Annotated in this window: 11 protein-coding genes and 3 pseudogenes; 10 read left to right on the top strand and 4 right to left on the bottom strand. The window is 70.9% G+C overall.

Annotated elements, in window-relative coordinates; translation table 11 throughout:
- Positions 1-246 precede the first annotated feature (246 nt).
- The 4 genes and pseudogenes from VP06_RS16335 to VP06_RS16320 form a co-directional block, all read left to right on the top strand.
- Positions 247-639, top strand: coding sequence for a hypothetical protein (locus VP06_RS16335; protein ID WP_048464841.1), 393 nt, complete (start codon positions 247-249; stop codon positions 637-639).
- Between the two features lie 63 nt (positions 640-702).
- The gene (locus VP06_RS16330) at positions 703-1518 is read left to right on the top strand and encodes a hypothetical protein (RefSeq protein WP_048464840.1); all 816 of its coding nucleotides are present in this window, start codon (positions 703-705) and stop codon (positions 1516-1518) included.
- 276 nt (positions 1519-1794) lie between these two features.
- Positions 1795-2418: a LysE family transporter gene (locus tag VP06_RS16325; protein WP_048464839.1), complete on the top strand. Its 624-nt coding sequence runs from the start codon at positions 1795-1797 to the stop codon at positions 2416-2418.
- Between the two features lie 120 nt (positions 2419-2538).
- Positions 2539-2832: pseudogene (locus VP06_RS16320) on the top strand (hypothetical protein); the annotation flags it as partial.
- A 27-nt stretch (positions 2833-2859) separates the two neighbouring features.
- Here VP06_RS16320 and tnpA read toward each other — a convergent pair.
- Positions 2860-3120: pseudogene (gene tnpA / locus VP06_RS36435) on the bottom strand (IS200/IS605 family transposase); the annotation flags it as partial.
- A 36-nt stretch (positions 3121-3156) separates the two neighbouring features.
- Here tnpA and VP06_RS16310 point away from each other — a divergent pair.
- Together VP06_RS16310 and VP06_RS16305 are read left to right on the top strand one after the other, a co-directional pair.
- On the top strand, positions 3157-4386 hold the full coding sequence (locus tag VP06_RS16310) for an RNA-guided endonuclease InsQ/TnpB family protein (RefSeq protein WP_048464837.1): 1230 nt from the start codon (positions 3157-3159) through the stop codon (positions 4384-4386).
- Positions 4387-4791, top strand: a pseudogene (locus VP06_RS16305) (NHL repeat-containing protein); the annotation flags it as partial. It abuts the gene before it with no gap.
- Between the two features lie 6 nt (positions 4792-4797).
- On the opposite strand, the gene VP06_RS16300 reads toward VP06_RS16305, so the two are convergent.
- Positions 4798-5889 carry an FUSC family protein gene (locus VP06_RS16300; RefSeq protein WP_048464836.1) on the bottom strand — a complete coding sequence of 364 codons (1092 nt, stop codon included), beginning with the start codon at positions 5887-5889 and terminating at the stop codon, positions 4798-4800.
- Between the two features lie 462 nt (positions 5890-6351).
- Here VP06_RS16300 and ptsP point away from each other — a divergent pair, with 462 nt between their 5' ends.
- Complete coding sequence (gene ptsP, locus VP06_RS16295; protein ID WP_048464835.1) at positions 6352-8613, top strand: phosphoenolpyruvate--protein phosphotransferase; 2262 nt, start codon at positions 6352-6354, stop codon at positions 8611-8613.
- 128 nt (positions 8614-8741) lie between these two features.
- Here the strand turns inward: ptsP and VP06_RS33770 are convergent, their stop codons facing one another.
- Positions 8742-9047, bottom strand: coding sequence for a nuclear transport factor 2 family protein (locus VP06_RS33770; RefSeq protein ID WP_053081847.1), 306 nt, complete (start codon positions 9045-9047; stop codon positions 8742-8744).
- Positions 9048-9167: 120 nt separating this feature from the next.
- The gene (locus VP06_RS38610; protein ID WP_280950216.1) at positions 9168-9290 is read right to left on the bottom strand and encodes a hypothetical protein; all 123 of its coding nucleotides are present in this window, start codon (positions 9288-9290) and stop codon (positions 9168-9170) included.
- A 219-nt stretch (positions 9291-9509) separates the two neighbouring features.
- Between VP06_RS38610 and prfA the strand changes: the two genes are divergently transcribed.
- The 3 genes from prfA to VP06_RS16275 all read left to right on the top strand — a co-directional run.
- The gene (gene prfA, locus VP06_RS16285; protein ID WP_048464834.1) at positions 9510-10589 is read left to right on the top strand and encodes a peptide chain release factor 1; all 1080 of its coding nucleotides are present in this window, start codon (positions 9510-9512) and stop codon (positions 10587-10589) included.
- Positions 10586-11452 carry a peptide chain release factor N(5)-glutamine methyltransferase gene (gene prmC / locus VP06_RS16280; protein ID WP_053081846.1) on the top strand — a complete coding sequence of 289 codons (867 nt, stop codon included), beginning with the start codon at positions 10586-10588 and terminating at the stop codon, positions 11450-11452. Before prfA ends, prmC begins: the two co-directional genes overlap by 4 nt.
- Before the next feature lie 417 nt (positions 11453-11869).
- The coding region (locus VP06_RS16275; RefSeq protein WP_048464833.1) for a DUF4167 domain-containing protein at positions 11870-12745 on the top strand (876 nt) is incomplete at its 3' end.

Raw genomic sequence — 12745 nt, 5'->3', positions numbered from 1 at the left:
TGCCGGCCTCCCACGATCGCACAGAATGGAACGCGGCCGATCGCCGGTCTGGAACAATTTCCGGTCTCGATCTTTGTGCACCGCAGCGCCGGGAAAATGCAAAGGTCACATCTTCAACGGTGAAGCTCGACAAGAGATGTTTTGAAATCCCGATGAGACGCTGGGTTCAACCTTCATCCTGCGGAACCAAGCCGCGTTGCAACGATTGAAGTGGCATCGATCGGTCAGACAAGGTTCGAGGAGAACATGCGCAAGACCCTCATCACTCTCGCGGCTCTCGGCATGCTCGGCGCCGGCGCGGCCCAGGCTCAGACCACCGTGACGGGCGACCCGGCCCGCGACGCCAAGCCCAGCACCCAGTCGCAGGGCCAGGAGGCGGTGACCCGGCCCAACACCGACATGATGGACAAGACCAATCCCGGCACGACCGGGACGGTGACGACCAACGTCAAGCTCGAGCCCGGCGCCAACAGCTTCACCGAGGCCCAGGCCCGCAGCCGCATGGAGCAGGCCGGCTTCAAGGACGTGAAGGAGCTCAAGAAGGACGACCAGGGCATCTGGCGCGGCCAAGCCATGCAGGCCGGCAACACCGTGATGGTCGGCCTCGACTTCAAGGGCAACGTCTCGACGACGCGCTGATGCGTCGGCGCTGATCCGAGTGAAGCCCCTTAATCCCCGTCTCGCAACATGAGGACGACGCCCATGGCGACCCGTACCATCTCGGCCCTGTTCGACAGCTACGACGACGCCTCGGCGGCGGTGCGCAAGGTGGAGGCGGCCGGCGTGCCGCATGCCGATATCAGCATCGTGGCCAACAACCAGGACGCGCGCTATTCCGGCCATGTCGGTGGACGTGACGCCACGGTGACCGGAACGACGACCGGTGAGACCGCGCACGACGCCTCGAACGGCGCCGGGGCCGGCGCCTCGCTCGGCACCGTGCTCGGCGGCGGCGCCGGCCTGCTCACCGGCCTCGGCCTGCTCGCCATCCCGGGCGTCGGCCCGGTCGTCGCCGCGGGCTGGCTGGTCGCGACGCTCGCCGGCGCCGGTGTCGGCGCCGCGGCGGGCGGCCTGATCGGCTCGCTCACCGGAGCGGGTCTCAGCGAGGAGCACGCTCACACCTACGCCGAGGGCGTGCGCCGCGGCGGCACCCTGGTCACCGTGCGGGCGGACGACGCCCATGCCGACCGGGTCCACGCCATCCTCAAGGAGCACGGTTCGATCGACATGGACGACCGTGCCCGCGGCTGGCGCCAGGAAGGCTGGACCGGCCGCCACGACGAGACCGCTCCGTCGATGACGAACCCGGCGGCGGTCGCCGGCGGCTCGTCGGCGGTGGGGGCTGCCGGCAGCAGCACCACGGGCCTCAATACCGGCGGCATGCCGTTCGCGGCCGGCGCCTCGCCGACCACCCAGACCGTCGATCCCGGCCTGCCCGGCACCACCCGCGAGCGCCATGTCGGCATCGAGGACGAGCTGCCCCCGGCCCGCCAGACCCTGGGCACCGAGCGGCGCTAACGGCTGATCCACTGAGATGAGCAGGCGGCGGCAGGGGCGACCCTGCCGCCGCTTTTTTTGGTATGGCCGTGGCGTCTTTGATCTCCGCAGCGACGGCGTGCCATCCAAGTGTCACGACGGCCGGCGGGAGGTTGCTAACTGACTTCCCGCTTTGCCGCGACCGCCCTGACCTGTGTGCCGGCGCACTCCGGCTCCTTCAATCGAATGACGCTCCCCACCAGGTTTTGGCATCTTTATGGCCTCCAAGCGGCGCCGCGTGTGCCGAGGGGATGCCCGATGTCCGACGCCGATGCGTGGTCCGCCCTGCTGGGGCCGCTCTTCACCGCCTATGCGCCCGTCCTCGCCGCCCCCGGGCCCAACCTGCTGGTGGTGCTGCGGGCGAGCGTCGCGGCGCCGGGGCGCGGCCCGGTCGTCGCCGCTCTCGGGGTCGCCTGCGGTGCCGGTCTGGCCGCGGCGTTCGCCGGGCTCGGCGCCTCGCTCCTGCCCGCGGGGCGCCTGGTCACCGGCTTCGGCACCACCGTGTTCGTGCTGCTGATGCTGCGCGCCGCTTACCGCCTGGCGCGCGGCCGGGCCGGGCTCCCGGACGATCCGACCCGGTTCGCGCCGGGGCACGACATCGGGACCTTCGCCCTCGGACTCGGGGCGGCGGTGACCAACCCGATGAGCCTCGCCTTCTTCGCCGGCTTCTTCCTCGCCCATCCCGACCGGGCGGCGGTGCCGGTGGCAGGAGCCACGGTGTTCTGCATGGCGGCGACGTGGTTCGGCCTCGTCGGCCTCGTCCTCGCGCGCCCGTCCTGCCGGGCGCGGCTTGCCGGCACCGGGCGCGTCGCCCGTCTCGTCCTGGCGGGGCTCCTCGTGGCGTGCGCGGGTTGGGCGGTGTGGCGCGCGCTCCAGACCTGACCCTTCGCCCGCTCCCTTCGCCCGCTCCCTTCGCCCGCTCCCTTGCCCGCTCCTCTGGCGCCGTCGTGCGAAACCCCTCTACATTGTCGGCAACGAACAAACGGATCAGGGAGGATCGCCATGCGTCGGCTCGCCGCCGTTCTTGCCGTGCTCGTCTGCGCGGCCCACGCCCTGGCGCAGGATGCGCCTCGGTTCCGGGTCGATCCGGCCTGGCCGAAGCCGTTGCCGAACAACTGGATCATGGGCCAGGCCGCCGGCGTCGCGGTGGATGCCGAGGACCACGTCTGGGTGATCCAGCGTCCCCGCACCCTCACCGACGACGAGAAGGCCGCCAGCCTGACTCCCCCACGCATACGCTGCTGCGTTCCGGCCCCGCCGGTCCTGGTCTTCGACCAGGATGGCACCCTCATCAAACCCTCCTAGAAACCCCGGCCTTCAGGCCAGGGAGCCCGCGCATTCTTTGAGGCTGTTGACGAGCGTCGACAGGCTCACCTTCGGCGGGTCGGTCACGAGCAGATGGACGTGATCGTCCTCGCCCGAGCACGCGACAAGCTCGGCCTCGAAGTCGTGGCACACCCTGGCGAAGATCGGTTTCAGATCGCGGATCGCGAGTTCGGAGAGCACGTCGCGACGGAGTTTCGTGACGAAGACCAAGTGCGCGTGGAGGGCATAGACGACGTGTCTGCCCCTGCGGATGTCCACGTTGCGGCTCCTGAGACCAAGCTGTAGGTTCTCAGGATGATCGCCCGCGGCTTCCGCTTCAAGCTGGATCCGACGCCTGAGCAGGATGCGCTTCTGCGGCAGTTCGCGGGCGTGTGCCGCCTCGTCTACAATCTCGGCTTGGAGCAGCGCGCCACGTGGGGGCGAAAGCACAGGATCGGCTACGTCAGCCAAGCCGCCGATCTCACGCGCTTGCGGGCCGAGTTCGACTGGATCAGGGGCGTGTCCGTGTCGTGCCAGCAGCAGGCGCTGCGCGACCTCGACCGGGCCTTCCAGAACTTCTTCGCGGGGCGGGCGAGCTTCCCGCGCCCCCGCAAGCGCGGCGTCAACGACAGCTTCCGCTTCCCCGGCCGGGAGGTCGAAACGAAGCGCCTGAACGCGAAGTGGAGCGCGGTGCGCCTGCCGAAGATCGGCTGGGTCAAGGTCCGCGACACGCGGCCTCTGCGGGGCGCGCTGAAGAACGCCACCGTCAACCTCGACACAACCGGTTGGCACATCTCCCTCGCCTGCGAGATCGAGCACGACGCCCCCGCTCCGCGGCCCGAGAGCGTCGGCATCGACCGCGGCGTGGCGACGACCCTTGCTCTCTCGACGGGCGAGATGATGCGCCTGCCCGAGAGCCTGGAGCAGATCGAGGCGCAGACGCGGAAGGTGCAGAAGGTCGTTGCCCGGCGCAAACGTGGATCGAACCGCAGGCGCCGGGCTCAGGCCCGTGTCGCCCGTCTCCAGGCCCGGCAGGCCCGCATCCGGCGCGACTTCCACCACCGTGCCACCCTCGACATTGCCCGCAGGTTCGGTGTCGCCGTCCTCGAAGACCTCAACACCCGCGGCATGAGCGCATCCGCCCGCGGTACGGTCGCCGAGCCCGGCCGCAACGTCCGCCAGAAGGCGGGGCTCAATCGTGTGATCCTCAACGCGGGCTGGCACCTTTTCGCGACGATCCTGGCCTACAAGATGGAGGAGAGGGGCGGACAGGTCGTGACCGTACCGGCTCGTTTCACGAGTCAAACCTGCGCCGCATGTGGTGTCGTTGACGCCCGGAGCCGCGAAAGCCAAGCGCGCTTCGTTTGCGTCAGTTGTGGCCATACTGACCACGCTGAAACCAATGCGGCCATCGTCATCAAACGGCGTGCGAACAGCGCGTTGCTGGACGTGGAGGGTTTGCATCAGCAGCCCTTTGAAGCGTCAACTGGACGAGATCTCACAGCCTCCGAAAATCCCCGTCCTTCAGGGCGGGGAAGATGTTAATGCATCCAGGTGGCCCGCGACGGGCTGGTCTATGTCTGCGACCGCACCAACGACCGGGTCCAGGTTTTTCGCCGCGACGGGACCTTCGTGAAGGAATTCACCGTCGAGCCGCAAACCCGGGCCAACGGCTCGGTCTGGGAGCTCGCCCTGTGGCCGGACGAGGCGCAGAGCTATCTGATGAATGCCGACGGGGCCAATAACGAGGTCCGCACCCTGCGGCGGGAGGACGGCGCGATCCTCGGCCGGTTCGGCCGCAATGGCCGGATGGCCGGCGACTTCCACTGGGTCCACAATCTGGCGATCGACTCCCACGGCAACGTCTTCACCACCGAGGTCGATACCGGCAAGCGGGCGCAGAAGTTCCTGCTCCAGGGCAACATGGTGCTGCGCAAGCGCACGCCGTGATGCGGGTCACGGCTCCGGCGTCGCAAAGTCGTTCGCTCGCGCGGCGAGGTCGTCGAGGTTGCGCCGCAACTGCTCCAGGCTGAAGGCGAGCCAGAAGATGCGGCCGACGCCGTCGGTGGGGAGCGTGCGGGTCACTTGGCGCCGGCGCATCCCGTCGATGGCGTCGCGGTAGCCGACAATGGCCGCCGCCAGGGCCGCCTCGTCCCCCGTCGGGCGGCGGCCTGCCGCAAGGGCCTCGGCGAGGTCGCGCAGCCGTGCGGCGGCGGCGTCGGCGGCCGTCCCCCAGGCCCCGGCGAGATGGATGCGCAGCACGTCCGCATCGGCTTCCGTGATGGCGCGGCGCAGAAGCACGAGGTCGTGGCGCAGGCGCATCAGGGTGCGCAGCAGCGGGTCCGGATCCGGGGCGGTGGAGAGCCGGCTGCGGCGCTCGCGGGCGGCCTCGCCCGCCAGGGTCTCGAGCCGCGCCAGGCTGCGGCGCACCGCCGGCGGCAGGGCCTTGACCTCTGGCGTCTCCACGGTCTCGAGCCGCGCGAGCGCCTCGAGCTGGCCGGCGAGAAGCCGGGCGAGACCCGCGGCCTGCTCGGTCACCGCCCGGGCGGCCCGGGCCGGCGCCACCAGGAGCGAGACCGCGAGGCCGACGACGCAGCCGAGCCCGATCTCCAGGATCCGGTCGAGGGCGAAGGCGAGGGGGCCCAGCGTCGATCCGGTGGTGGAGAGCAGCACGATGATTGCGGTGATCGGTGCGATGCGGAACCCCGCCGAGACCGCTGCCGCGATGGTGAGGGGGGCCACCGCCACGAACAGGGCCGCGAAGGTCGAGGCCCCGCCGTGATGCGGGATCGCGAAGGCGACCGCGCCGCCGTAGCACGCCCCGACCACCGAGCCGAGGAAGCGGTCGAGCGCCGCCTTGAGCGAACCGCCGACGCTGCTCTGGGTGACGATGAGCGCCGTGATGACCGCCCAATAGCCCTGTGGCAGCCCGAGGGCCTCGGCGAGGCCGAAGGTCGCGAGGCTCGCCACGGTCATCCGCACCGCCTGCGTCAGGCGTGGCCGCTGGCGCTCGAAGACGCGATGCAGGCTGTCCGGGAGAAAGGCCATGGTCGAGGTCAGAACCCGGGACGGGCCGCCGAGTCAATCGGCGCCGGTCGGTTTGCCAGGATGATGCGTCGGCGACGGATCCGTTCAGGAGCGGGAGGGGAGCCGGGAGGAGCCGACGATCGAAGCCTGGGAAGCCGCGGTCCACGCCCCCCTGCGGGATCGCGGGCCGTTGGCGCACGTGGCGCCGCCGCGCCATGCCCCACCGCGCGCCGGACGCGCCGGCGGCGCCATGCCGGGGGCCTTCGCCGCCGAAAACCGCTGCCATGTCATCCGGCATGTCATCCGGGCCGCTCACCACAGCGTTTTTTGCACGGTCTTGGCCTCCCCCGGAAGGACGCTTGCCCGCCGGGCGCCGGACTCGCTATACGGCGATGACGGGGCCGATGCGTCAGGCCCGTGCAGGAGCGGCCTCACGGTTGCGCCGCGCTGGGTCCGGCTCGCTAATGGGTGGAACACGACACGATGCCCGCAGCGCCTGGAGGCCCGCGCCTGCTCCTGCGCCGCCTTCGCGAGGCCATGGCGGAGCCCGTCGGCCCGCAGGCGCGCCTCGACCGCATCGTCGTCCTCATCGCGTCCAACATGGTTGCGGAGGTCTGCTCCGTCTATGTGCTGCGTGACGATGGCAATCTCGAGTTGTTCGCCACCGAGGGCCTCAACCGGGAGGCGGTGCACCTCACCACCATGCGGGCCGGCGAGGGCCTGGTCGGCCTGATCGCCGCCACGGCCGAGCCTCTCTCGCTGTCCGACGCGCAGTCGCACCCGGCCTTCTCCTATCGCCCGGAGACCGGCGAAGAAGCCTACCACGCCTTCCTGGGCGTGCCTCTGCTGCGGGCCGGCAACACGCTCGGCGTGCTGGTGGTGCAGAACCGCACCTACCGGGTCTATTCCGAGGAGGAGATCGAGGCGCTCCAGACCACCGCCATGGTGCTGGCGGAGATGATCGCCTCGGGCGAGCTGCAAGCCCTGTCGCCCGGCACCGTCAGCGCCTCGCGCCGGGCGCTCAGCCAGGGCGGCGTCGCCCTCGCGGACGGCGTCGGCTTGGGGCATGTCGTGCTGCACGAGCCGCGCATCGTGGTGCGCAACCTGATCGCCGAGAATGTCGAGCGCGAGGCGTCGCGCCTCGACACCGCCATCGCGGAGGTCCGCGCCGCGATCGACGACCTCGTCGAGCGCGGCGACGTGGCGGGGGCCGGCGAGCACCGGGAGGTGCTCGAGACCGTCCGGATGTTCGCCCACGACCAGGGCTGGCTGCGCCGGATGCGCGAGGCGGTCCTGTCGGGCCTCACGGCGGAAGCCGCGGTGGAGCGGGTCCAGTCGGACAACCGCGCCCGGATGCTGCGCCAGAGCGACCCCTATCTGCGCGAGCGCCTGCACGATCTCGACGACCTCGCCAACCGCCTCCTGCGCCAGCTCGTCGGCCGCCCGACCGTCGGGCAGGACGCGATGCCCGAGAACGCCATCCTGGTCGCCCGCTCGATGGGCCCGGCGGCGCTCCTCGATTACGACCGTGCCCGCCTGCGGGGCGTGGTGCTGGAGGAGGGCGGGCCGACGAGCCATATCGCCATCGTGGCCCGGGCGCTCGGCATCCCGGCGGTGGGCGAGGTGGCCAATGCCACCGCCCTCGTCGAGAGTGGCGACGCCATCATCGTCGATGGCGGAACGGGCGAGGTCCAGATCCGGCCCGGGCCGGAGATCGAGGCGGCCTATGCCGAGAAGGCGCGGCTGCGCGCCCGGCGCCAGGAGCAGTACCGCGCCCTGCGGGACGTGCCGGCGGTCACCCGCGACGGCATCGCCGTCGGGCTCCAGCTCAATGCCGGCCTCATCGTCGATCTGTCGCACCTGACCGAGACCGGGGCCGAGGGCGTCGGGCTGTTCCGCACCGAGTTGCAGTTCATGGTCGCCGAGCGGATGCCGACCGCGGCCGAGCAGCAGATCCTGTACGAGGCGGTGTTCGAGGCGGTCGGCGACCTGCCGGTGACGATCCGCACTCTCGATATCGGCGGCGACAAGGTGCTGCCTTACATGAAGTCGCTCGAGGAGGAGAACCCGGCTTTGGGCTGGCGGGCGATCCGCATCGGCCTCGATCGGCCGGGCCTCCTGCGCATGCAGTTGCGCGCCCTCCTCAAGGCGGCCCGTGGGCGGCCGCTCAAGATCATGTTCCCGATGGTCGCGACGGTGGAGGAATTCGTCCAGGCCAAGAGGATCGTCGAGCGCGAGAAGGCGCATCTCACCCGTCACGGCCACCCGCTGCCGGCGGATTGCCGCCTCGGCGTCATGGTCGAGGTGCCCTCGCTGCTGTTCCAGATCGACGAGATCGCGGCGGAAGCCGATTTCCTCTCCGTCGGCTCGAACGACCTGATGCAGTTCCTGTTCGCGGTCGACCGCGAGAACCGCCAGGTCGCCAACCGCTTCGATCCCTTGAGCGCCGCGGCGCTCCGGGCGTTCCGGCTGATCGCCGATCGGGCGCAGGCCGCCGGCACGCCGGCCACGGTCTGCGGCGAGATCGGCGGGCGGCCGCTCGAGGCGATGGCGCTGATCGGCCTGGGTTTCCGCGCCCTCTCGATGTCCCCCGCCTCGATCGGCCCGGTCAAGGCGATGGTGCTGGGGATCGATGCCGGTGCCGTCTCGGCGTTCCTGGAGCAGGAACTGGCGCGGACCCGCGACGGGGCGTCGTTGCGCCCGGCGCTCGCGGCCTTCGCGGAGAGGCACGGCGTTCCGGTCTGACCGGCGCCGTGCCGTTCATGGCGATCCCCGTCATGACCCGCCCGGCCGGCGGCCACACGCGACGGCGGACGCCCGCGCGGTCCGGCACGGTGACCGGATCCACGGCCCGTGGTGGGGTCCGCGACGGTCTATCGGCCGTGCACCCGGCTCGTCCAACTGGCCTGCGCCACCCTATCGGCCCAGGCCGAGCCGACCGGCTGGAGGATGACCCAGGTTTCCGCCAGCCGGCCCGCCTCGATGCGGTAGGATTGCAGGCCGGCCCGGGTTCGCACCTCGCCGCTCGCGAGGTCCGTCCAGCGCATCGTGAAGCGGTACCACGCACGGTCACCGTCGAAGCTGTGATCGTAGACGATGATTCGGATGTCCGGGCGCGCCTGCCGCAGGCGCGAGAGTTCGACCGCGTAATCCTCGCGGGTGACGATGCGATCACCCATCTCGTCGTGCCGGGAGTGATACCAACGGTCGTTGGAAACGACTTTTGGTTCCGCTCTCTCAATTTCGCCAAGCCTTTGGCTTGATGTCGAAAATGAGAGATAGGTCAACGGCCCGCTGCGTCAGCATCCTGGGCCGTTGGTATAATGCGGCGCGACGCAAGCCTCGACGAGATCGAAGGCGCCCTCGTGCCAGACACGCTCCCAGCGGTCGAACAGATCCTTCACGCCGCTCGTCTCCGTCATGGCCCGCTCCCCTGGTCGGCGGGACCGACAGGCAAGCGGTCTGCCAGTTCGGTCGGCCGCCTCCGCGGGCGCGGCCCGCTTACTGCCATGGTGCAAGCGGTGGGTGGCGCCGCCCCGACTCCCCAACCCTCGCAGACCTGCTATACGCGGCACCATCTCCGGCACCGGGCGCGGGCCGCCCCGGCTGAACCGGCCGATGCGAATGGCCATATCTCCTGCATGATCGCGATCCCGTCCGACCGTCTCGACGCCATCCTGGCCCGCCACGACATCGTCACCGCCACCCTGAGCGCCGGCGAATCCGACGCGGAGAGCTTCGTGCAGCTCTCGCGCGAACTCTCCGACCTGGATTCCGTCGTGGAGGCGATCCGCGCGTTCCGGGCCGCCGAGGCTGCGCTCCACGGTGTCGAGGAGATGATCGAGGAGGGCGACCCCGAGATGCGGGCGCTCGCCGCCGAGGAGAAGCCGGAGGCGGAGGCCGCCCGCGACGCTGCTGCCCGGGCGCTCCAGCTCCTGCTTCTCCCCAAGGATGCCGCCGACGAGAAGAGCGCCATCCTGGAGGTGCGCGCCGGCACCGGCGGCGACGAGGCGGCGCTCTTCGCCGGCGACCTGTTCCGGATGTATTCGCGCTACGCCGACCTGAAGGGCTGGCGGGTCGAGGTCATCTCCGAGAGCCCCGGCACCATGGGCGGCTATCGCGAGGTCGTGGCCGAGGTGAAGGGGCGCGGCGTCTTCGCCCGGCTGAAGTTCGAGAGCGGCGCCCACCGGGTGCAAAGGGTGCCCGACACCGAGACGCAAGGACGGATCCACACCTCCGCCGCCACCGTGGCGGTGCTGCCGGAGGCGGAGGAGGTCGACATCCAGGTCAACGAGGCGGATCTGAAGATCGACACGATGCGGGCGCAGGGCGCGGGCGGCCAGCACGTCAACAAGACCGAATCGGCGATCCGGATCACCCACGTGCCGAGCGGTATCGTGATCTTCGTCCAGGAAGAGCGCTCGCAGCACAAGAACCGGGCGCGCGCCATGGCGCTCTTGCGGGCCAAGCTCTACGATCAGGAGCGCAGCCAGAAGGATGCCGCCCGCGCCGCGGACCGCCGCGCCCAGGTCGGCAGCGGCGACCGGTCGGAGCGGATCCGCACCTACAACTTCCCGCAAGGCCGGGTGACCGACCACCGCATCAACCTGACCCTCTACAGGCTCGAAGAGGTGATGGCCGGCACCGCCCTCGACGAGGTGGTGGATGCGCTCATCACCGAGCACCAGGCGGCTCTGCTGGCCGCCGAGGGGATGGCGTGATCGCGATTGCCCCCGGGACCAGCCGGATCGCGGCCAGGGCCCGGGCCGTGGACGCCCTCGCCGCCCGCGGCATCGAGACGGCCGTCCTCGACGCCCGGATCCTGGTCGAGGAGGCGCTGGGCGTCACCGCCACCGATCTGGCCCTGCGCGGGGCCGAGCCGGTCGGACGGGAGGGGGCCGAGCGCCTCGGCTCCTTTCTCGCCCGGCGCGCCGCCGGGGAGCCGGTGGCGCGGATCATCGGCGCCTGGGAGTTCTGGGGCTTGCCGTTCGGGCTCTCGCCCGAGACCCTGGTGCCGCGCCCCGACACCGAGACTCTGGTCGAGGCGGCCCTCGGCTTGCGGCCGGACGGTCCGCACCGCCTCGCCGATCTCGGCACCGGCTCCGGCTGCATCCTGGTCGCTCTGCTCACCGAATGGCCGTCGGCCTTCGGCGTCGGCCTCGACCGGTCGCCCGGCGCGCTGCGCACCGCTCAAGCAAATGCCGCCCGCAACGGCGTCGCCGACCGCGCGGCCTTCGTCGTCGGCGACTGGGCCGCGTCGCTTGCCGGGCCGTTCGACCTGGTCGTCACGAACCCGCCCTACATCGCGAGCCACGTCATCGCCGGCCTGTCCGGGGAGGTGCGTGACCACGATCCGCGCCTCGCCCTCGATGGCGGGCCCGACGGGCTCGACGCCTACCGCACCATCCTGGCCCAGGTGCCGCCTCTCTTGCGCCCAGGCGGGCATCTGCTGGTCGAGATCGGCTACGACCAGGAGGCGGCGTTGCGCGGCCTCGCCACCGTCCACGGCCTGGGCGCGGAGGTGCGGCGCGACCTCGCCGGGCATCCCCGGGTGGTCGTCATGACGGCCGGGAGCGAGTTCTGACGTGGATTCTCAAGGTTTCTGTGGCCTTTGTGCGCAAAATCGGCGCGAAGTCACTTGGCGCCGCCGGCCGAACCCGCTAACGTCCCGGGGTAGATCGTGAACGGTCCGGACAACACAGCCAGGCTCAGTTCTCGGGCGCGACATTGAGCGCGGACCTTTGGACGATCTTCCACCACCGGGCAGACCCATGAGCGCGTAGGCGGTCCGGTGCCCCGCATCTGTGGATCGACGGTGGCCGGACCGTGAGACGGCCCGCGGTCGCACAGGTCAAGGCGGACATCGCTGCGGAGACGGAACATGGCCCGGCAGAGGCCGCCCGGCTCCGCTGGCGACGAGCCGCCGCGCGCGTGAAGTCCCGCCCTTCAAGTCGTCGAAGAGGGTCAGTCGAGGCCGATGAGACCGAACCAGAACAGGCGTATGCGTGGTCGCAACCGCAGCAACAACAAGGGGCCGAACCCGCTGACCCGGGCCTACGAATCGAACGGCCCCGACGTCAAGATCCGCGGCACGGCGCAGCACATCGCCGAGAAATACGCTCAGCTCGCCCGCGACGCCCAGGCGAGCGGCGATCCCGTGATGGCCGAGAACTATTTCCAGCACGGCGAGCATTATTTCCGCATCATCACCGCGGCGAACGAGCAGTATCGCCAGCAATACGGCGGCACCTATGGTCGCCAGGGCTACGACGACGAGGATGACGGCGACGACGAGGCCGTGCCGGGCAACGGCTATGCGGTCCAGGACCGCGGCGGGCCGGACCGCGGCGTGAACGGCTACGCCCCGTCCGGCTACGGCGCCGCCGATGATTACGGCGATCCCGGCCAGCAGCCGCAGCCCTACGATACCCGCAGCGACGACCGACCGTCCCGCTTCGACCGCCAGGACCAGCCGCGCCAAGATCATCAGCGCCAAGATCAGGCGCGCCCGGACCGCCCCGACCGGCAGGAGCGCCGCGAGCGCTTCCAGAACCGCCAGGAGCGCCAGCAGCGCGACCGCCAGGACCGGGCGGAGCCGCGCGCGGAGCGGCAGGATCGTCCCGAGCGTCAGGACCGGGCCGAGCGGCAGGATCCGTCCCGCGCCGAACAGCCCCGGCCGGAGCCGGTCCGTCAGGAGAGCCCGCGGCAGGAGGGCTACCGCGAGGGCGGCCGCTCCGAGTTCCGCCGCGAGCGCCGCCGCGAGGAGCCCCGCTCCGAGCCGGTTCTGGCCGCCGACGAGCCGACTGGCCTGCCGGCCTTCCTGACCACTCCCGTGCGCCCGCCCGCGCCCGCGCCGGTCGAGGAGGCCCCGCCCGCC

The sequence above is a fragment of the Methylobacterium aquaticum genome (assembly GCF_001043915.1).
Taxonomy (GTDB): domain Bacteria; phylum Pseudomonadota; class Alphaproteobacteria; order Rhizobiales; family Beijerinckiaceae; genus Methylobacterium; species Methylobacterium aquaticum.
This window is presented reverse-complemented; position numbering and strand designations above follow the sequence as displayed.

Excerpts from the sequence above, each read along its gene's own strand:
- VP06_RS16335 (WP_048464841.1), top strand. The coding sequence starts at position 247 with ATGCGCAAGACCCTCATCACTCTCGCGGCTCTCGGCATGCTCGGCGCC.
- VP06_RS16330 (WP_048464840.1), top strand. The coding sequence starts at position 703 with ATGGCGACCCGTACCATCTCGGCCCTGTTCGACAGCTACGACGACGCC.
- VP06_RS16325 (WP_048464839.1), top strand. The coding sequence starts at position 1,795 with ATGTCCGACGCCGATGCGTGGTCCGCCCTGCTGGGGCCGCTCTTCACC.
- VP06_RS16310 (WP_048464837.1), top strand. The coding sequence starts at position 3,157 with ATGATCGCCCGCGGCTTCCGCTTCAAGCTGGATCCGACGCCTGAGCAG.
- VP06_RS16300 (WP_048464836.1), bottom strand. The coding sequence starts at position 5,889 with ATGGCCTTTCTCCCGGACAGCCTGCATCGCGTCTTCGAGCGCCAGCGG.
- ptsP (WP_048464835.1), top strand. The coding sequence starts at position 6,352 with ATGCCCGCAGCGCCTGGAGGCCCGCGCCTGCTCCTGCGCCGCCTTCGC.
- VP06_RS33770 (WP_053081847.1), bottom strand. The coding sequence starts at position 9,047 with ATGGGTGATCGCATCGTCACCCGCGAGGATTACGCGGTCGAACTCTCG.
- VP06_RS38610 (WP_280950216.1), bottom strand. The coding sequence starts at position 9,290 with ATGACGGAGACGAGCGGCGTGAAGGATCTGTTCGACCGCTGGGAGCGT.
- prfA (WP_048464834.1), top strand. The coding sequence starts at position 9,510 with ATGATCGCGATCCCGTCCGACCGTCTCGACGCCATCCTGGCCCGCCAC.